Origin of the sequence: Leisingera caerulea DSM 24564 (assembly GCF_000473325.1) — a bacterium.
Classification (GTDB): domain Bacteria; phylum Pseudomonadota; class Alphaproteobacteria; order Rhodobacterales; family Rhodobacteraceae; genus Leisingera; species Leisingera caerulea.
Genome location: NZ_KI421513.1, coordinates 3,478,497 through 3,496,076 on the forward strand (window position 1 = coordinate 3,478,497; position 17,580 = coordinate 3,496,076).

Annotated in this window: 21 protein-coding genes; 10 read left to right on the forward strand and 11 right to left on the reverse strand. The window is 64.8% G+C overall.

Annotated elements, in window-relative coordinates; translation table 11 throughout:
* Nucleotides 1–203: 203 nt before the first annotated feature.
* The 3 genes from mltG to CAER_RS0124170 form a co-directional block, all read right to left on the reverse strand.
* Nucleotides 204–1,361, reverse strand: coding sequence for an endolytic transglycosylase MltG (gene mltG, locus CAER_RS0124160; protein ID WP_027237790.1), 1,158 nt, complete (start codon nucleotides 1,359–1,361; stop codon nucleotides 204–206).
* Entirely contained in the window at nucleotides 1,361–2,626 is a 1,266-nt protein-coding gene (gene fabF / locus CAER_RS0124165; protein WP_027237791.1) for a beta-ketoacyl-ACP synthase II, read from the reverse strand. Before fabF ends, mltG begins: the two co-directional genes overlap by 1 nt.
* A 139-nt stretch (nucleotides 2,627–2,765) precedes the next feature.
* Nucleotides 2,766–3,116, reverse strand: a complete 351-nt coding sequence (locus tag CAER_RS0124170; protein ID WP_027237792.1) for a hypothetical protein — start codon at nucleotides 3,114–3,116, stop codon at nucleotides 2,766–2,768.
* On the opposite strand from CAER_RS0124170, the gene CAER_RS0124175 reads away from it, so the two are divergent.
* Nucleotides 3,115–4,002: a PilZ domain-containing protein gene (locus CAER_RS0124175; RefSeq protein ID WP_027237793.1), complete on the forward strand. Its 888-nt coding sequence runs from the start codon at nucleotides 3,115–3,117 to the stop codon at nucleotides 4,000–4,002. The genes CAER_RS0124170 and CAER_RS0124175 overlap by 2 nt on opposite strands.
* A 239-nt stretch (nucleotides 4,003–4,241) precedes the next feature.
* A complete protein-coding gene (locus CAER_RS0124180) occupies nucleotides 4,242–5,150 on the forward strand; it encodes a PilZ domain-containing protein (protein WP_027237794.1) in 909 nt (302 codons plus the stop codon).
* A gap of 66 nt (nucleotides 5,151–5,216) precedes the next feature.
* On the opposite strand, the gene CAER_RS0124185 is transcribed toward CAER_RS0124180, so the two are convergent.
* The 4 genes from CAER_RS0124185 to fabD form a co-directional block, all read right to left on the reverse strand.
* Nucleotides 5,217–5,960 carry a 1-(5-phosphoribosyl)-5-[(5-phosphoribosylamino)methylideneamino]imidazole-4-carboxamide isomerase gene (locus CAER_RS0124185; RefSeq protein ID WP_027237795.1) on the reverse strand — a complete coding sequence of 248 codons (744 nt, stop codon included), beginning with the start codon at nucleotides 5,958–5,960 and terminating at the stop codon, nucleotides 5,217–5,219.
* Between the two features lie 255 nt (nucleotides 5,961–6,215).
* Nucleotides 6,216–6,449, reverse strand: coding sequence for an acyl carrier protein (locus CAER_RS0124190; protein ID WP_005982462.1), 234 nt, complete (start codon nucleotides 6,447–6,449; stop codon nucleotides 6,216–6,218).
* A gap of 417 nt (nucleotides 6,450–6,866) precedes the next feature.
* Nucleotides 6,867–7,604, reverse strand: coding sequence for a 3-oxoacyl-ACP reductase FabG (gene fabG, locus CAER_RS0124195; RefSeq protein ID WP_027237796.1), 738 nt, complete (start codon nucleotides 7,602–7,604; stop codon nucleotides 6,867–6,869).
* 56 nt (nucleotides 7,605–7,660) lie between these two features.
* Nucleotides 7,661–8,593, reverse strand: coding sequence for an ACP S-malonyltransferase (gene fabD / locus CAER_RS0124200; RefSeq protein WP_027237797.1), 933 nt, complete (start codon nucleotides 8,591–8,593; stop codon nucleotides 7,661–7,663).
* 179 nt (nucleotides 8,594–8,772) lie between these two features.
* On the opposite strand from fabD, the gene CAER_RS0124205 reads away from it, so the two are divergent.
* Complete coding sequence (locus CAER_RS0124205) at nucleotides 8,773–10,014, forward strand: cytochrome b/b6 domain-containing protein (RefSeq protein ID WP_027237798.1); 1,242 nt, start codon at nucleotides 8,773–8,775, stop codon at nucleotides 10,012–10,014.
* A gap of 198 nt (nucleotides 10,015–10,212) precedes the next feature.
* On the opposite strand, the gene CAER_RS0124210 is transcribed toward CAER_RS0124205, so the two are convergent.
* The 3 genes from CAER_RS0124210 to CAER_RS0124220 all read right to left on the reverse strand — a co-directional run bounded on the left by CAER_RS0124210 (nucleotide 10,213) and on the right by CAER_RS0124220 (nucleotide 11,966).
* Nucleotides 10,213–10,533: a hypothetical protein gene (locus tag CAER_RS0124210; RefSeq protein ID WP_027237799.1), complete on the reverse strand. Its 321-nt coding sequence runs from the start codon at nucleotides 10,531–10,533 to the stop codon at nucleotides 10,213–10,215.
* Nucleotides 10,534–10,705: 172 nt separating this feature from the next.
* A complete protein-coding gene (locus tag CAER_RS0124215) occupies nucleotides 10,706–11,284 on the reverse strand; it encodes a YceI family protein (RefSeq protein ID WP_027237800.1) in 579 nt (192 codons plus the stop codon).
* A 154-nt stretch (nucleotides 11,285–11,438) separates the two neighbouring features.
* On the reverse strand, nucleotides 11,439–11,966 hold the full coding sequence (locus CAER_RS0124220; RefSeq protein WP_245597405.1) for a hypothetical protein: 528 nt from the start codon (nucleotides 11,964–11,966) through the stop codon (nucleotides 11,439–11,441).
* A 315-nt stretch (nucleotides 11,967–12,281) separates the two neighbouring features.
* Between CAER_RS0124220 and rpsF the strand changes: the two genes are divergently transcribed.
* From rpsF to CAER_RS28430, 7 genes are all read left to right on the forward strand, one after another.
* On the forward strand, nucleotides 12,282–12,635 hold the full coding sequence (rpsF, locus tag CAER_RS0124225; RefSeq protein WP_027237802.1) for a 30S ribosomal protein S6: 354 nt from the start codon (nucleotides 12,282–12,284) through the stop codon (nucleotides 12,633–12,635).
* A gap of 28 nt (nucleotides 12,636–12,663) precedes the next feature.
* A complete protein-coding gene (gene rpsR / locus CAER_RS0124230) occupies nucleotides 12,664–12,891 on the forward strand; it encodes a 30S ribosomal protein S18 (protein ID WP_005982441.1) in 228 nt (75 codons plus the stop codon).
* 12 nt (nucleotides 12,892–12,903) lie between these two features.
* Nucleotides 12,904–13,518: a 50S ribosomal protein L9 gene (gene rplI, locus CAER_RS0124235; protein WP_027237803.1), complete on the forward strand. Its 615-nt coding sequence runs from the start codon at nucleotides 12,904–12,906 to the stop codon at nucleotides 13,516–13,518.
* 174 nt (nucleotides 13,519–13,692) lie between these two features.
* Entirely contained in the window at nucleotides 13,693–13,884 is a 192-nt protein-coding gene (locus CAER_RS0124240) for a hypothetical protein (RefSeq protein ID WP_027237804.1), read from the forward strand.
* 418 nt (nucleotides 13,885–14,302) lie between these two features.
* Nucleotides 14,303–14,773, forward strand: a complete 471-nt coding sequence (locus tag CAER_RS0124245) for a lytic transglycosylase domain-containing protein (protein WP_027237805.1) — start codon at nucleotides 14,303–14,305, stop codon at nucleotides 14,771–14,773.
* A gap of 162 nt (nucleotides 14,774–14,935) precedes the next feature.
* On the forward strand, nucleotides 14,936–15,409 hold the full coding sequence (locus CAER_RS28425) for a hypothetical protein (protein WP_051357848.1): 474 nt from the start codon (nucleotides 14,936–14,938) through the stop codon (nucleotides 15,407–15,409).
* Entirely contained in the window at nucleotides 15,406–16,089 is a 684-nt protein-coding gene (locus tag CAER_RS28430; protein ID WP_036797572.1) for an HTTM domain-containing protein, read from the forward strand. The genes CAER_RS28425 and CAER_RS28430 overlap by 4 nt, the downstream gene beginning before the upstream one ends.
* 66 nt (nucleotides 16,090–16,155) lie before the next feature.
* On the opposite strand, the gene tig is transcribed toward CAER_RS28430, so the two are convergent.
* Nucleotides 16,156–17,487, reverse strand: a complete 1,332-nt coding sequence (gene tig / locus CAER_RS0124270; protein WP_027237807.1) for a trigger factor — start codon at nucleotides 17,485–17,487, stop codon at nucleotides 16,156–16,158.
* Nucleotides 17,488–17,580: the final 93 nt, after the last annotated feature.

Below are 17,580 nucleotides of genomic sequence, written 5' to 3' on the forward strand. Positions count from 1 at the left end.
GGCTTGCTGCCTCCCCTCCTTACCGGGACATAAAATCTCCATTCATCCGGTACGGGATGTAGGGCGGCGGCGCACAGGACGCAACCGCAAACACCTGAAAAACGTGTTTACTGAAAAGTGGAGCAGCTGCCTGCTGTGGTGTCCGGCCATGCAAAAGGGCGCCACCCGGCGCCCTTTTCTGTTTCTGCCCTGCCCTCGCAGCCTCAGTTGCTCTGCTTCTGCTGGGCTTCGATCTCGCGCCATTTGGCGACGTTCCTGTTGTGCTCGTCCAGTGTCTCGGCAAAGGCGTGGCCGCCGGTGCCGTCGGCAACGAAGAACACGTAATCCGTGCTCTCGGGGTTCACTGCGGCCTCCAGGCTGGCCATGCCGGGGTTGGCGATGGGCGTGGGCGGCAGGCCCTCGATCACATAGGTGTTCCAGGGGGTGGCCTTGCGCAGCTCGCTTTGGCGCAGGCCGCGGCCCAGGATGCCCTCACCCTTGGTGACGCCATAGATCACCGTCGGGTCCGTCTGCAGGCGCATGCCGCGGTTCAGGCGGTTGGTGAAGACCGAGGCCACCACACCGCGCTCGGAGGCGACGCCGGTTTCCTTCTCGATGATCGAGGCCAGGATCAGCATCTCCTCAGGCGTCTTGACGGCAGCGTCGTCCGCGCGGCCTTCCCAGGCGGCGTTGATGCGCAGCATCTGGCGCTCCTGCATCTCAGCCAACACGGCGGCGCGTTGGGTGCCGGGGGTGACCTCATAGCTGTCAGGCGCCAGGAGGCCCTCTGCCGGGCGCTCGCCGGGGTCGCCGTCCAACACGTCCATCGCCTTCAGCGCCTCGACCACCTGCCAGCTGGTCACGCCTTCGGCCAGCGCGATGCGGTAGCGGGTGTCGGCGTCCTGGCGGGTTTCCGTGTACTCGGCGGGAACCTCATCCACTCCAAGGACGAATTCCGCCTTCTCCTCGAACTTGTTCGTCGCCGGATCCAGCTCGCGCACTTCGGCCTGGGTGCGGGTCACGCCGATGCGGTAGACGATTTCGGTGCCGCAGGTGGAGGCGCCGGAATGGGTGATCTCGTCGACGATCCGCTCCATCGAGGCGCCCGGCGCCACCAGGAAGCTGCCGGCCTTCAGCTGGCCGGTCTTCTCGCTGTATTTGGCGCCAAGGCGGAAGATGGTGCCGGAGGTGACTGCGCCCTGTTCCTCCAGGTCGCGGCTGACGCGCGCCATGTTGGAGCCGCGCTCCACCCGCAGGCAGATGGCGGTGTCCAGCGGGCCGTCAGCCGTATACTGCGACTGCCCCCACAGGATGAGGCCGCCCAGCAGGAACAGGGCGGCGATCAGGACAGTCAGCATGTTTGAGGCGAGGCTGCGCCACATCAGTCAGGTTTCCCGAAGATCACCGACGCGTTGGTGCCGCCAAAGCCGAAGGAGTTCGACAGCGCCACGCTGATTTCACGCTCGCGTTTGGCGTTGGGGGCCAGGTCGACCGGGGTTTCAACCGCAGGGGTGTCGAGGTTGATGGTCGGCGGCGCCACCTGGTCGCGGATCGCCAGGATCGAGAAGATCGCCTCGATCGCGCCGGCCGCGCCCAAGAGGTGGCCGGTGGCGGATTTGGTCGAGGACATGGTGACATTGGCGGCGTGGTTGCCCAGCAGCCGCTCCACTGCACCCAGTTCGATGGTGTCGGCCATGGTCGAGGTGCCGTGCGCGTTGATATAGTCAACCGCCGACGGCTCCAGGCCCGCGTTCTTCAGGGCTGCGCGCATCGAACGCTCGCCGCCTTCGCCGTCCTCGGAGGGGGCGGTGATGTGATAGGCGTCGCCCGACAGGCCATAGCCCAGCACCTCGGCATAGATCTTGGCGCCGCGGGCCTTGGCGTGCTCGTAGTCTTCCAGCACCACGATGCCGGCGCCCTCGCCCATGACAAAGCCGTCACGGTCGGCGTCATAGGGGCGCGAGGCTTTCTTGGGGTCGTCCGCGTATTTAGTCGACAGCGCCTTGCACGCGTTAAAGCCCGCGATGCCGATCTCGCAGATCGCCGCCTCGGCGCCGCCCGCGATCATCACGTCGGCGTCGCCGGATTTGATCAGGCGGGCCGCGTCGCCGATGGCGTGGGCGCCGGTCGAACAGGCGGTCACGACGGAGTGGTTCGGGCCTTTGAAGCCGAAACGGATCGAGACCTGGCCGGAGATCAGGTTGATCAGTGCGCCGGGGATAAAGAACGGCGACACCCGGCGGGGGCCTTTTTCCTTGATCATCACGGCAGTGTCGGCGATCGACGACAGGCCACCGATGCCGGAGCCGATCATCACGCCGGTGCGCAGGCGGCTTTCCTCATCCTCGGGCGTCCAGCCGGCGTCGCGCACAGCCATGTCCGCGGCAGCGATGCCGTAGAGGATGAAGTCGTCAATTTTCTTCTGGTCTTTCTTGGCAACCCAGTCGTCCGGGTTGAACGTGCCGCCGCTGCCATCGCCGCGCGGAACCTCGCAGGCATAGGTCGTGGTCACGCCGCTTGCTTCGGCGTCAAACTGAGTGATGGGGCCCGCGCCCGACTGGCCGTCCAGCAACCGGGTCCAGCTTTCCTCGACTCCGCTGGCCAGAGGGGTAACCAGGCCCAGTCCGGTGACAACTACTCGACGCATTCCTTGCTCTCCTTTGCCTCGGCAATCCGTCCGTCCAAATAGCTTGGAATGGCCGGCAGGTGCAAGAGCGGGCTGGCAGCAGCCGTGACGCGGCGGAAAACCGGTTGTCACAACAATTTTAGATTGCGGGAACCTTTGGTTAACCACTCAGGTTTAGGTTGAAGCTATCAAAACGCGAAACTCGGCGTCCGTCCTCCAGGATTGCCAAAGCGGGCTGGAGCTCTGGGCCTTTTGTCTCCAGCCCGCGTTTTTTTTGCTGCGCTTGCTGCCGTTCCTGATCCAAAGCGGACCGGCCCTGGCTCAGCGGCTGAAAAGCGGTCTTTCTTCTTTCTCCGCATTTACGCGTTTTGCCGCTGTGCCGCGCGGCGGAGGGCGCCATGGCTGCTGCCGCCGCAAGGTTTTCGCACGCCGCGGCCGCCGCGTTAACCGCCCATTCGCTTCTTTGCGGCATTCTGCTGTTCTCGAAGGATTTGAGGAACGACCCCGCCATGCGCCAATGGCTCTCCATAGCTGCAACCCTGCTGGTGATCGGCCTGTCCCCCGGGCCTGCAAACGCCGGCTGTGCCGTCCACCGCGACCTGTCGGATCTGCACCGGGCAACCAAGGGGTTTCTCTCCTATCTCAGCACCGGCAAGGCGGCGTACAGCGTGCAGCATCTGCGCAGCTGGATCAGCGCGAATCCGCCTGCGCCGCTGCGGCAGCGCATGCGTGCGGTGGGGATTCAATCCGTTGAGCCCGGCACGATGGAGCTGCTGAAAAAGCAAACGATGGTGCTGCAGATTCTCGACAGCCAGGGCCGCGCCGCGGCGCTGGAAAGCGCCCGGCACATGGGCATCCAGGATCTGGCCACGGAATTCGGCATCCGGGTCGAGGCCCTGCCCTGCGACCAGGTCAAGGACGACGGCGACGGCAGCAAGCTGGTTGCGATCAATGCCGCGGACGCGCGCCAGCGCCAGCAGATCATCAATGCCGCCATCGCCTGGGTGTCCTTTCTGGTGCTGGGCGGCAGCGTGCTGTATTTCCTCGACCGGATCGGCATCCGCAAGATCCGCCGCACCAAACGCTATCCCTGCTCGGTGCCATGCGTGCTGCAGGCCGGCGGCCGGACGGTGCCGGCCCACCTGGTCGACCTGAGCCGGGCCGGCGCCAAGGTGCGCCCCGATGCCCCGTGCGAAATTGCGTCCCGGGTGACCCTCAGTTTCGGCGGCTATACCCTGGATGCCAGCGTGCGGTGGCAGACGGCTGACTATTTCGGTGTCAAGTTCTCCAGGGATTTCAACTTCCTGCAGCTGCATCGCCTGCTGGAAGCCTTCCCGCTGGAAGATGAGGACGGCCCGCCGCGGGCAGCGCGGATGCCGCCCGGACTGGGGATCTAGCAGCCGCAGCCCGGCCCCCGCGGCGCAATGCCCGCCGTCTGCCGCCTGTGCAGCATTCCATGACGAAAACGGGCGCCCCTGCAGCAGCAGGACCGCCCGGTTTCCTGACTGGGCGAACCTGCCTGACCGGACGGCCGCGGATAAGATTTAACGGAAGTTTGCTGCGTCCGCTTGCCGTGCATTAAGACGGGCAAGATATACCCGGAGGGGATCGCTACACAGTTTCTCGAGTCGCCCGGATGCCCGCCAAGCCCATCATTTTTTCAGCCGCCGCAGCCCTGATCCTTGCCCTGGGCGGCACAGCGGCGGCCGCTGCGCCCTCCGCCTCCCGCGCGACCTGCATGCTGCTGTCGGATCTTGTGATGATGCAGCATCAGATGCGCCAGTTTCACGAGATGCTGAAAACCGGGAATGATACCGGCGAAGCCCGCAGATTGCGCAACTGGCTGGTTGACCATCCCCAGGTGGACCTGCGCATCCGGCTGCGCCGGGCCGGGATGCAGAGCTATGAGCGGTCCACGCTGGATTTGATCACCCGCTACAAAAGCCTGCTGGAAATCCAACGCAGGCACGGTCGCAGAAAGGCCGCGGCAAATGCACAACGCCGGGGCACTGAAGCGCTGTTGCAGATTTATGCTGCGCGCATTGTGCCCCTGCCCTGCAACTATGTCCCGCCGCAGGGCACCGCCGGCGCCGCGCTGAGCGGCCTGGGCAAGCTGAAGCGGCTGCCGCAGGAGACGGTCATCGCCGGCTCTTTGCTGACCCTTATTCTTGGTGCTGCGGCTGCGTTTGTGCTGCAACGCCTGGCCCGGCGGCGCCTGCGGCTGTCCCGCCGCCATCCCTGCGCGCTGCCCTGCATCCTGAAATGCGGCGATTACCGGTTCGAGGCGCGGATTGTGGACATCAGCCGGCTGGGCGCCAAGGTCCGGGTGGGTCTGGAGGACGGCCAGACCGTGCCAGCCATCGCGGGAGATGTGACGGCCGGCGTGACCGGCCTGCCGCCGGTAGAGGCTCAGGCCCTTCGGCAAGACCACGACTATGTCGGGATAAAGTTCGCCAGGCGGCTGTCCCGGGGGCAGCTGAAAACGCTTCTCAAGCGGAATGCAGCGCAGACTGTTGAGCCGGACGCTGCGGTCAGCACTGCCTGATCCACGCACGCCCGGCCGGGCGCTGCCTGCGGGCGCTCCGCAGACAGCAGGCCGGGGCCTTTGGGGTTACTGGAATTCCGCCACCGGTTCCGGTTCCGGCTGGGCAACCGCCAGCGCATCCTCAACCGACAGCGTTTTGCGGAACAGCGCCCGGCCCACCATCGCGCCGGAGATGTTCTGAATGTACTTCAGCCGTGAAATATCATCGGCATTGCGCACCACGCCGTTGGCAATCACCGGCAGCTTCACCGTGGACGCCAGATGCGACATCAGCCCCATCTGCGCCTCGGTATCGGCGACGTCGGAGTCGATGTCGGTGATGATGATGCCGGCAAACGGCGCGCCCTCAAAGGCCTCCAGATAGGCTTCGGGGGTGAAGGCGCCGGACTTGCGCCAGCCGTCGGTCATCACCTGGCCCTGCCAGATATCAACTGCCAGCACGATCTGGTCCGGATGGTGTTCGGCCAGTTCGCGCACCAGATGCGGGTCGCGGGCAGCCAGGGTGCCGATCACGATGCGCCCTGCCCCCTTGTCGATCCAGTGCTCAACCTGCTCGCGCGAGCGGATGCCGCCGCCCAGCTGCACCGGAATGCCGGCGCCGCGGATGATGTCGGTCACCAGCTCTTCGTTGCTGTAATCGCCTTCAATGGCGCTGAAGTCGGTCAGGTGCATCCATTCCGCCCCTGCGGCAGCAAAGCCTTTGGCGGTTTCCACCGGGTCCACGTGCCAGATCTGCGGCTCGTCGAGGCGGCCTTTTTCGAGGGTCACGCAGCGGCCGTTCTGAATCTCCATCGTGGGGTAAATCATCATAGTGCCAGTCTCCTCTGTGTTCTGCCTGTCACGGAAATATTAGCACGGATAATACCCTCCGATACGCCGTATCCTGACCATTTGTGGAACAATTGCGGCACGCGCGCCCGGCCGCCTGGTAGCGCAAACAAGCAAGGGGCCAGATTGCCGCAGGAGCAGATTCGGACCCCCCCGGCCGGCACCGGATACGCAAAAAGAAAACGGCGCCCTCCGCACGGGAGAGCGCCGTTTATTCCGGTCATCCGGAAGCGTGGCTTAGGACGCTTCGGAGATGAACTTGACCGCGTCGCCGAAGGTCTGGATGGTTTCGGCTGCGTCGTCCGGGATCTCGATGCCGAACTCTTCTTCAAACGCCATCACCAGTTCCACGGTGTCCAGGCTGTCTGCGCCCAGATCGTCGATGAAGGAGGCGTTTTCAGTGACTTTGTCCTCTTCAACACCCAGGTGCTCAACAACGATCTTCTTAACGCGATCTGCGACGTCGCTCATGTCTCTTCCTCGTATTTCAGGGCACTCTGCCCGGTTCTGCCCTTGCCCGTGCGGGCGGCGTGGTTATTGCCCGGAGCGGGCGGTGTTATCCCCGCGGGACGGGGACAGTGCGGCGTTTCCCTTAGGAAATACCTGCGGATATGGGCCGCCTATAGCATAGACCGCGGCCAAGGCAAACGGTTTCGCTTGGTAACGAATCCCGCGGCAGCCGGTATCGTGCGGGTATGAAGCCGTGCAGATGGCCCCGCAATCAAGTGGTTGCAAGAGTGTTAACGGACTTTTTTGGCAATTCCGCCGTTTTTCAACCGCTTGACGGCAACGGCAGGACTGGCTGCGCGGCGCGCTTGGCGAGATATGGCGTAAAAAAGCCCCGCAAACAGGCTGCGGGGCTCGGCAATTCAGAGGCTGGCACGGGGCTCAGATCATCGCCATGCCGCCATTCACATGCAGGGTTGTGCCGGTGACATAGCCCGCTTCCTGGCTGGCCAGATAGAGAACGGCAGAGGCGATTTCGTTCGAATCCCCCATGCGGCCCGCCGGGATCTGGCTCAGAATCGCGTCTTTCTGGCTGTCGTTCAGCTTGTCGGTCATCGCGGTGGCGATGAAGCCCGGCGCGACTGCGTTGACGGTGATGCCGCGGTTGGCGACTTCATAGGCCAGCGACTTGGACATGCCGATCATGCCGGCCTTGGAAGCGGCATAGTTGCCCTGGCCCGGGTTGCCGGTGGCGCCCACGACGGAAGAGATATTGATGATGCGGCCCCAGCGCGCCTTCATCATGCCGCGCAGCACGCCGCGGCAAAGCCGCATGGTGGAGGTGAGGTTCACGTTCAGCACGCTGTCCCATTCCTCGTCCTTCATGCGCATGAACAGGTTGTCGCGGGTGATGCCTGCATTGTTGACCAGGATGTCGACGGAGCCCATCGCCTCTGCCGCCTGTTTCGGCAGCGCCTCGACCGCTTCGGCGTCGGAGAGGTTGCAGGGCAGCACATGGGCGCGCTCGCCCAGCTCTTCGGCCAGCGCCTTGAGCGGCTCTTCGCGGGTGCCGGACAGGGCGACGGTAGCGCCTGCCGCGTGCAGCGCGCGGGCGATGTCGCCGCCGATGCCGCCGGAGGCGCCGGTGACGAGGGCATTCTTGCCAGTCAGATCAAACATGTCGTTTCCTTCAGTTGCGGTTCCGGGCCGCGCGGGGCTGACGCCGGAAAATCTCTTTATGCTTCGGCGGCGGCCTTGGCGTCCTCGGGGGTGCCGACCTGGCGGCAGGCCAGCGCGCGGTCGATCTTGCGGATCATGCCCGACAGCGCCTTGCCCGCGCCGATCTCCCAGAATTCGGTGACGCCCTTGGCCGCCATCGCCTGCACGCTTTCGCGCCAGCGCACGGAGCCGGTCACTTGCTCGACCAGCAATTGGCGGATTTCGTCCGGGCTGGTCACCGCATCGGCGCGCACGTTGGCGATCAGCGGCACCGCGGGGGATTTAATCTCAACACCGGCCAGCGCCTCGGCCATGGCGTCGGCGGCGGGCTGCATCAGGGCGCAGTGGAAGGGGGCGGACACCGGCAGCATCACGGCGCGCTTGGCGCCCTTTTCCTTGGCGATCACAGCGGCGCGTTCCACCGCTGCCTTGGCGCCGGAGACCACCACCTGGGTGGGATCGTTGTCGTTGGCGGCCTGGCAGACCTCGCCTTGCGCGGCTTCCTCAGCCACTGCGCGCACCGCGTCGAGGTCCAGGCCCAAGATCGCGGCCATGGCGCCCTCGCCCACCGGCACGGCGCTTTGCATCGCAAGGCCGCGGGTGCGCAGCAGGCGGGCGGTGTCGGTCACCGAGATCGCCCCGGCCGCCGCCAGTGCCGAGTATTCGCCCAGCGAGTGGCCGGCCACAAAGGCGGCCTTTTCAATCGTAACGCCTTCGGCCTCCAGCGCCCGCATGGCGGCCATCGAGGTGGCCATCAGCGCGGGCTGCGCGTTCTGGGTCAGGGTCAGGGTTTCGATATCGCCCTCCCAGATCAGCTGGCTCAGGCTTTCCCCCAGCGCTTCATCAACCTCGTCAAAGACGGCCTTGGCCGCCGGATAGGCATCAGCCAGCGCCTTGCCCATCCCGATGGTTTGGGCGCCCTGGCCGGGGAACACGAATGCGATCGTCATTGAAGACCTCGTCTGTTTTAGCGTTTGGCCTGATGTAACGGCCCTTGACGCAACGCACAAGCAAAGCTGCAGCCTGCGCACCGCAGCTGTGCGCGGATGAAGGGCGTGCGAATATTGCGCAGGGCGGCGGTGTTGCTACCTTGAGTGCAGCACACGACTTGAAAAGGACCCGTAGTCCCATGCCCGGCCAAAACACCTTTCAAAGCTATGGCAGCGTTGCCAAGACCTTCCACTGGCTGACCGCGCTGCTGATCTTCTCTGCCTTTCCGCTGGGCTATTTCGCCAATGAGCTGGCGCATGAGATCCAGAGCCCGGCGTTTGACGGCAGCCAGGCGGTGATCGAGCGGGCCACGCTGCTGTTCTCGCTGCACAAGACCATCGGGGTCACCGTGTTCTTTACCGCGCTGCTGCGCATCCTGTGGGCGCTGAGCCAGCCCAAGCCGGGGCTGCTGCACCCGGACCGCAAGGCAGAGGCGCTGGCGGCGGAGATGGTGCATTGGCTGCTGTACGGCTCGCTGGTGGCGGTGCCGCTGAGCGGCTGGGTCCACCATGCCGCCACCACCGGTTTTGCGCCGATCTGGTGGCCGTTCGGGCAGACCCTGCCGTTTGTGCCGCAGTCCGAGGCCGTGGCAGAGCTGTCGGCGGGGCTGCACTGGGTGCTGGTCTGGACCCTGGCGGGGGCGCTGGGGCTGCATATTGCCGGCGCGCTCAAGCATCACGTGATCGACCGCGACGCCACCCTGCGGCGGATGCTGCCGGGCGGTTCCGGCGCACCGCAGCCCCCGGCGCAGAGCCACAGCCTGCTGCCGCTGCTGGCGGCGCTGCTGGTCTGGGCCGGCGCGCTGGGCGGCGGGGCTGCAATCGGCGTCTTCGGCGGCAAGCAAACTGCCGGCACCGCAACGCCGGTCGTGGCCGCAAAGCCGGGCGGCGGCGGGGCCGGCAGCTGGGCGGTGCAATCGGGCACAGTGGGGATTTCCGTCACCCAGATGGGCAGCGCGGTCTCCGGCAGCTTCGGCGAATGGGATGCAGTGATCAATTTCGAGGAGCCGGCAGCACCGGGCCCGGCCGGGGATGTGGAGGTGACGATCGCCATTCCCTCGCTGAAACTGGGAACGGTGACACAGCAGGCAATGGGGGCGGATTATTTCGACAGCGCCAGTTTCCCCACCGCCCTGTTCAAGGCGGAGATCGAAAAACTGGCAGACGGTTATGAGGCCGACGGCACGCTGACCATCAAGGGCCAGACGGTGCCGGTGACGCTGCCCTTTGACCTGGCGCTGGACGGGAGCACTGCGAAAATGACCGGCGGGCTGACCCTGAACCGGCTGGATTTCGGGATCGGCAAGAGCCTGCCGGACGAAAGCTCGCTAGGATTTTCGGTGGAGGTTGCGGTGGAGCTGGAGGCCGAACGGGAGGAGTGATCCGGGGCGTTCACGCCCTCCCGCGCCTGCGGAAGTCCCGGCTGCGCCGGCTCCCCCTGGCAGCCTTGGGCCCGGCGCCGCGCTCACGCGCGGCGCTGTGTGCTTGTGGCGCACATGTTCCGGGCTTAGGCCAGCCGCCCGGCCGGGAAAGGCCCGCGGGCGGGTTTCTGCTCAACAGGTCCGTGCAATGGCCGGGCGTCAGTGGCTGTGCCTGTAATAGCCGCCGTGACGTGACCGGTGACGGTGAATGCCCCGGTAGTGGTGGCGGTACCGTTTGACGTGGTGGCGGCCGCCGTAGGGCTTGTAGTAGGTCCGCGGATAATAGCTGTGATTATAGCCGTGATGGCGGTGTTTGCGGTCATCCAGGCTTTTGGCGATGATGCCCAGGGCAAGCAGCCCGGCTACGGCGCGGGCCGCATCATGGCCTGAATCATGGGCGGCGGCTGGCGCTGCAAATGCCAGATTGGCTGCGAGGGCCAAGGCCGCGCCGGCCGAAGCGAAGAAGCCTAAGCGGGACATGGGTGCCTCCTTTCCGAGTTGGCCGGAGAGGCCATCTTCAGCCTGCTCCTGAAGCGCCGGAAAGGCCAATGAACTTGTGTCACGCTTTGGGGAGGCCGGCAGCGGCAGGCAAACGAAAACCGCCGGCCCGTTGGGGGCCGGCGGCTGGAAATTCGCTGAGGCGGCAGCTGGATCAGCTGTCGGCCTTCATCGCCTCGACCGAGATCTTGATGTTGACCTCGTCGCTGACGAAGGGCGCGAACTGGCCCAGGTTGTAGTCGGAGCGCAGGACCTGGGTGGTGGCGTCGAAACCGGCCCAGGGCTTCTTGGCCATCGGATGCTCGCCTTTCTGGTTCAGCTTGGCATCCAGCACCACCGATTTGGTCACACCGTTCAGGGTCAGATCGCCGGTGATCTTGGCGGTCTCCTCGCCGGTCACTTCGATGCCGGTGGAGGTGAAGCTGATGGTTTCATCCTCAGTGGCGTCGAAGAAATCCTTGGTCATAAAGTGGTCGAAGCGCGCCTGCCAGCCGGTGAACATGCTGCTGAGCGGCATGGACACGGAGACGGAGGAATTTGCCGGGTCTTCCTGGTCAAACATGATCTCGCCCTCAAAACCGGCGAACAGCCCGTAGGTGGTCGAATAGCCCAGGTGGTTGTAATCGAACAGGATCTGGCTGTGGCCGGGATCCAGGACGTATTTTTCGGGGGCGGCAGCAGCGCCGGTTGCGGCGGCAGCGGCCAGGGCGGCGGCAAGCAGTGTCTTTTTCATGGAAAGGCTCCGTCTGAAGAAATCTTGTGGCAACAGATGTGGCGAACGGCTCCCGAAAAGGAAGCCGGCAAAAACCAACAGTACCTGTGAGCGGGCGAACACAAAACCCGGCGGCTGTGCAGCCGGGCCTCACTCGCGGGAAAGTGATGATCCGTCAGGTCAGGATCCGCACCGCGCCGCTGAACTGGTCGCGCAGCTGGCTGCGCATCGCGGCAGTCTGGAGCGGCAGCTCGATCAGCAGGCTGCCGTCGGTCTCGTAGAGCTGCACCGACGCGGCGGTCAGCCGGACCGCGCCCAGGCTTTCGTAGCTGCGGCGCAGCACCGTGCGCGGGCGCCCTTTGCCGTCACGCTGCAGCAGCCTCAGCTCGCGGCGCACCGGGTCAAAGCAGGCTTCAGGCCCGCTGCCGGGCTCATGCACTGTCATCAGCACCAGCCCGGCCAGCAGGAAGGCCACCGAAACCCCCATCCGGAGCAGGTTCATCTCCGGATCGGCCCCGGCGCCGGGCACCAGCCACAGGCCGGTGGAGCCGAGGATCATCGCCGCCCCCAGAAGCCGGAGCAGGATCAAGCGCAGTTTCCAGTTCGCCTCCAGCTGCAGGCTGAGCGGCGCCGCCCTGGCCGCTGCGCCAAACGCCGCGGCGCCGGAAACGCCCGGTCCCTGCGGCGGGATTTGATCTGTCATTGCCATCCGACTGCCCTTTCTAAAGCTGCCCATGCCGGCGCGGGGGCCGGCGCCGCGGCTTCTTACCGCGTTAAGACTCCGTTAAACAATCAAGGCCGGCAATTGGGCAGCAATGCGGCGCGCCTGCGGTTTTGCGGCGGCGGCCCGGCGCCGGGCGCGGCCGGGCGCCGCTTTTGCCTTGCCCTTTGCGCCTCAGCCTGTATAGGAGGCCCTGCTTCCGCGACACTTTCGATCCGCGCAGCCTCTCGTGACCGGGCAGCGGAAGCATCAGATGCCCCGTCTATGAAATGCGCCTAGACACAAACAGGAGTTCGCATGCCACTCTATGAGCATGTCATGATTGCGCGTCAGGACCTGTCCAACTCGCAAGCAGAAGGCCTCATCGAACACTTCGGTGCTGTTCTGTCCGACAACGGCGGCAAGCTGGTCGACCAGGAGTACTGGGGCGTCAAAACCATGGCCTACAAGATCAACAAGAACCGCAAGGGCCACTATGCCTTCCTGCGCACCGACGCACCCGCGTCTGCCGTGCAGGAAATGGAGCGCCTGATGCGTCTGCATGATGACGTGATGCGCGTCCTGACCATCAAGGTCGACGAGCACGCCGAGGGCCCTTCGGTCCAGATGCAGAAGCGCGACGAACGCGACGGCCGTCGCGAGCGCCGCTGATCAACGCTTGAGAAAAGGACGCTAAATCATGGCAGCCAAACCGTTTTTCCGCCGCCGCAAGGTTTGCCCGTTCTCGGGCGACAACGCGCCGAAGATCGACTACAAGGACACCCGTCTGCTGCAGCGCTACATCTCTGAGCGCGGCAAGATCGTGCCTTCGCGCATCACCGCCGTTTCGGCCAAGAAGCAGCGTGAGCTGGCCCGTGCAATCAAGCGCGCCCGCTTCCTCGCCCTGCTGCCCTACGCCGTGAAGTAAGGAGAAAAGCAGATGCAAGTTATCCTTCTTGAGCGCGTTGCAAAGCTGGGCCAGATGGGCGACGTCGTTGACGTGAAGCCCGGGTACGCCCGCAACTTCCTGCTGCCGCAGGGCAAGGCAAAAACCGCCTCCGAGGCCAACATCGCCTCTTTCGAAGCCCAGAAAGCGCAGCTGGAAGCGCGCAACCTGGAGACCAAGAAAGAAGCCGAGGCACTGGCAGAGAAGCTGGACGGCCAGCAGTTCATCGTGATTCGCTCCGCATCGGACGCGGGCGCGCTGTACGGCTCGGTCACTCCGCGCGACGCTGCTGATGCCGCAACCGCGGACGGTTTCTCGGTCGACAAGAAACAGGTCGCCCTGATCCACCCGATCAAGGAACTGGGCCTGCATTCGGTCGCCGTGAAGCTGCACCCGGAAGTGGAAGTCGAAATCAAGCTGAACGTGGCCCGCTCCGAAGAGGAAGCCGAGCTGCAGGCATCGGGCAAATCGATCCAGGAGCTGGCCGCCGAAGAGGAAGCCGCTGCTGAATTCGAGATCTCCGAACTGTTCGACGATATCGGCTCCGCAGCCTCCGACGAGGACGAAGGTCCGGAAGCCGAAGCCGCTGGCGATGAAGAAACCAACTGATCCCTTCGGGTCAGGTGAGACATGGGAAAGGCCGCCTGACGGGCGGCCTTTTCTGATTCCGGCGGACACCGATAAAAGCCGGCCTAAGTTTTAGAAACATGCGCGTCTGCCATAAACCTTCCGTTTGCCGTTCCTTGCCAGCATGGCAGCGGGAGCAGAAGGGAGGGGTTTGCCTTGGATGACGACCTGGAGCGTGAGGAGCTGGCACTGCGCCGGCGGCTGCTGTTCAGGCTGCTGCGGGGGCACCGGTTCGACCGGCCGGACTTCAGAACGGAAGCGATTGCGGAGATTGTGCCCGAGGGTGTGATTGCGCCGGGCCGCAGCCTGTTCGGGACGCCGGACAAACCGGGCCGCACGGCTGGCTGACACCGCGCTTGGCCGCGCTGCGCCGCAGGCCCGGGCGGCGGTCAAACCCGGCATGATCCAGATGGCGGCAGCTGCGCCTGCCGGGAGTTGTTGGGACCGCGGAAAATTGGGAAACAGCCGCGGCCCCTTCTGCCCGATCTGGTCAGATGCCCCACAGGCGTGAGGGGCAATCTGCCTGAGGGTCGTGTTGCCTCAATGCGCATACCCAATATGTAGTGGGAGGACATATTTAACAAATGTCTAATACTTAAACTTTGAGGGACCACCCCGAAGGCCTGCAAGGCGGCCCTTTTGCAGGCGGAATCCCCCTTCGGGTCTGGCGGTTCCCTGCCGGTTGCCGCAGAGAGCGGCGCAGACCATATTGCAGCCCGCCGCCATGCGGCTAGGCTGTCCGCGAGCAACTATAGGCGGAGGCCGCATGACGCGCCGGACCACACTGATCTTATTTTTTGCAGCCGCAGTTCTGGCTGCCTGCGGAAGCACCGCTGCGCCCCCGGAGGTGACACGGTACAATCCGCCGCTCTTCCCCAATGAGACGCCCGAGCTGCGGCAGCAGATCAATTATTGGGCAGACCATTACGAGGTGCCGCGCAGCCTGGTGCACCGGCTGGCGGTGCGCGAAAGCACCCACCGCCCGCACGCGGTGAACCGGCCCTATTACGGGCTGCTGCAAATCCTGCCGGCCACCGCCCGCTCGATGGGCTTTCAGGGGCAGCCCAAGGATCTGCTGGATGCGGACACCAACCTGCAGTTTTCCGTCAAATACCTGCGCGGCGCCTGGCTGCTCGCCGATGGCAGCCAGGACATGGCGGTCAAGCATTACTCCCGCGGCTATTATTTTGAGGCCAAACGCCGCGGCATGCTCCGGGAGACCGGCTTGCGCCCCTAGGCCCGCAGAGCCGCCGCCCGCAGCGCCCCGCAGGGGCGCTGCCCGGCCCAACGGGACGCCGGCGGCTTCCGCAGGAAGCTGCCAAGGACGGGCGGGAGCATTTCGCTTTCGTTCTGGCGGAATTTTAGCAGAATTCTAACCGGCGCCCGCTTTACTGGCGCCATGCTGACCCTGTTCAAACTGCTGCTGCCCGCGCTGATGCCGTCCTGGCGCTTTTTCAAGTCGGTGGACCCCTCGCCCCGGGTTGAGTTCCGCATGCTGGCGGGCACCTCCGGTCCGCCGACGGACTGGCAGGAATTCCGGCCGCGCCCGCAGCGGCTGAGCCCGCTTGCCGTGGCCGGGCGGATGCTGTGGAATGCGCGCTGGAACGAAAGCCTGTTCCTGGTCAGCTGCGCCGAACGGCTGACACTGGCGCCCACGGAACACAGCCGCCAGGAAATCCTGCGCCGGATTGCGGCCGACCTCCAGCGCGCACTGCCGCCCGGTGCCCTCCTGCCCTGCCTGCAGTTCCGTTTGGTGTTTCTGGACCGCGGCGAAGACGGCCGGCTGGTGAAGGCAGTCACCTATCAGTCCGAGCCGCAGTTTATGGCCGGCGCCGCCGCCAAAGCGGCACAGGCCGCACGGGCCGCCGCATGAGCCTGGAGCTGGCCCTGCGCGCGACCGAGGTGCTGCTGGCGCTCGCCTTTCTGCAGCAAAGCGCCGAGCATATGGCGGGCTTCCGGGACGAGCAGATCCTGCACGCGCCGCGCCTGCTGCTGGCCGGTTTGCTGCTGTTCGGGACCGCCACGCCCTGGGTGCTGCTGGGACTGCTGGTCCTGGGGCTTTTGCTGCTGCAACGGTTTCAGGGGCCGTATAACGGCGGCAGCGACAAGATGAGCCTGCTGATCCTTTGCTGCCTGACCGCGGCCCGCTGGCTGCCGTCCGAGCAATGGCAGGAATACGCCTTTGCTTATCTCGCCGGGCAGCTGGTGATCTGCTACTTCATCTCCGGCCAAGTAAAAATCGTGAATGCTGAGTGGCGCTCCGGCCGGGCGTTGCAGGATGTGTTCCGCTTCTCCGCCTACCCGGTCAGCGAAAACCTGCGCCGCCTGGCGGACCGCCCGCGGCTGCTGTGGATGATGGGCTGGGCGGTGATGCTGTTCGAGGTGCTGTTCCCGCTGGCGCTGTTCAGCCAAGAGGCGCTGGTTCTGGCGCTGTTCACCGCAGCGCTGTTCCACCTCGCCAATGCCTGCCTGTTCGGGCTGAACCGTTTTTTCTGGATCTGGCTGGCGGCCTACCCTTCGCTGCTGTGGCTGCAGGAACGCGTCGTTCTGTGACCGGGCCGCGCACGAAAAAGGCCGCCCCAGGGGCGGCCTTTCCGTAATCTAACAGGGAGAGGAGTATTACTCCTCTTCCAGCTCCTCAACCGCCTTCTGCAGCTCGTCTTTGGAGACTTCTTTCTCCTCGACTTTGGCCTGCTCGACGATGTGGTCGACAACCTTGTCTTCGAAGATCGGCGCGCGCAGCTGCTGCTGCATCTGGGCGTTCTGCTGGATGAATTCGAAGAACTGACGTTCCTGGCCCGGGTACTGGCGGGCTTGCTGCATGATCGCCTGGGTCATTTCGGCGTCGGTCACTTCGACCTCGGCTTTCTGGCCCAGCTCGGCCAGCAGCAGGCCCAGGCGCACGCGGCGCTCTGCCAGCTTGACGTGCTCTTCGGTCGGCTCGATCTCACCGTGGTTGTGATCGTGCACTTCCGGGTTGTCCTCGTGCCACAGCTGATGCGCGATCTGCTTGGCTTCGGCGTCGACCAGCGACGGCGGCAGGTCGAAGGAGACCAGCGCATCCAGCTTGTCCAGCAGCGCGCGCTTCAGCACCGCGCGGGCGGCACCGGCGTATTCGGCCTCCAGGCGCTCAGCGATCTGGCCCTTGAGCGCGTCCAGATCGTCAGAGCCGAATTTCTTGGCCAGCTCGTCGTCGATCTCAGCCGCTTTCGGAGCCTTCACCTCTTTCACGGTGCAGGTGAACACGGCCTCTTTGCCAGCCAGGTGCTCTGCGCCGTATTCCTCGGGGAAGGACACGGTCACGTCTTTTTCTTCACCGGCTTTGGTGCCGACCAGCTGCTCTTCGAAGCCGGGAATGAAGGAGTTGGAGCCCAGCACCAGCGGGTAGTCGTCGCCTGCGCCGCCGTCGAAGGCTTCGCCGTCGATCTTGCCGACGAAATCGATCACGACCTGGTCGCCGTCTTCGGCTGCTGCGCCGTCTTCGCGGGCTTCGAATTCCTTGGCGGTTTCGGCCAGGTTGGCCAGCGCTTCGCTGACGGCTTCGTCTTCAGCCTTCACAACCAGCTTTTCCAGCTCAACGCCGGAGAAGTCGACCTCGGGGATTTCCGGCAGTGCCTCGTAGGACATCTCGACGTTGACGTCGTCGCCTTCTTTCCAGTCTTCGTTGGTCATCTTGATTTCGGGCTGCAGCGCCGGACGGTCGCCGCTGTCCTCGAAATGCTTGTTCATGGCGCCATCGATGGATTCCTGCATCGCTTCGCCCATCAGGCGCTGGCCGAACTGCTTTTTCAGCAGCGCCATCGGCACCTTGCCCTTGCGGAAACCCTTCATTTCGATTTCCGGCTGAGCTTCGACCAGCTTTTCGTTGACCTTCTCGTCCAGCTCTGCAGCGGTGACGGTAATGGCGTAGCCGCGTTTCAGACCTTCGTTCAGCGTCTCGGTGACCTGCATCCTATTCCCCATAGAGATTCGGGGCGCGTGCGCGCAGGCGCCCCCAGACAATTTGCGGTCTTCTATTTCCCATGGCGCGGCGGCGCAAGAGGG